Source organism: Pseudoalteromonas sp. TB51 (assembly GCF_000498055.1).
GTDB classification, from domain to species: Bacteria; Pseudomonadota; Gammaproteobacteria; order Enterobacterales; family Alteromonadaceae; genus Pseudoalteromonas; species Pseudoalteromonas atlantica.
Genome location: NZ_AUTO01000033.1, coordinates 1 through 523, shown reverse-complemented (window position 1 = coordinate 523; position 523 = coordinate 1). Strand labels below are relative to the sequence as shown.

The 523-nt window shown below is 45.5% G+C and carries 1 protein-coding gene and 1 pseudogene; both read right to left on the bottom strand.

Features of this window, described 5'->3' with window-relative positions; all coding sequences use genetic code 11:
- Positions 1-223 (bottom strand): annotated as a pseudogene (locus L650_RS0100860) (hypothetical protein); the annotation flags it as partial.
- On the bottom strand, positions 213-464 hold the full coding sequence (locus tag L650_RS0100855) for a hypothetical protein (protein WP_029771822.1): 252 nt from the start codon (positions 462-464) through the stop codon (positions 213-215). The gene L650_RS0100855 and the pseudogene L650_RS0100860, both read right to left, overlap by 11 nt.
- Positions 465-523: the final 59 nt, after the last annotated feature.

Here is a 523-nt window from a genome sequence, read left to right as displayed (position 1 = left end):
GGTAGCCACGGTACTGGTTAGCGCCGCCCCAGCTCCAACTATTTACGGTGCATGGGCCAAATTTATCACGTAGCTTTTGCAGCATACGCAATGCACGATCATCAAATAGGTTGATTAAAAACAAAGGGTCGTCTTGATAAAGCTCAAATATGGCTTTTGGTACTAATTCCTGAAACGTAAAGCTTGGGGCAGTCGGTACCACCACTTTTCTTTTAAGCGCCATGCTGCTCAGTCCTCATTTTAGTTAAACGTTGTTTTGTTAGGACGTAACAGGCAGGTAAGCGGGTATTACGCGCCGGCATTTTGTTCGCTGAGCTTATCAGCGCTTTAACGCGGGTACGCAATGCGGGCAGGTCTTTTAGCGGGCAACGGCGAGAAATTGCAATTTGCTCAGCTTTAGAACTGGCCTTAATAATTTGTTGAGCTAATAACTCAATAAATGGCGCATGCACTGTATTTGTCATGCTGGTAGTAAATCAATTTAGGGGATTGGGTAACACTGTAAAGTTGTTTGCGGCTGGGG

What these genes read in the sequence shown, in the direction of transcription:
- L650_RS0100855 (WP_029771822.1), bottom strand. Translation starts at nt 464, where the DNA reads ATGACAAATACAGTGCATGCGCCATTTATTGAGTTATTAGCTCAACAA.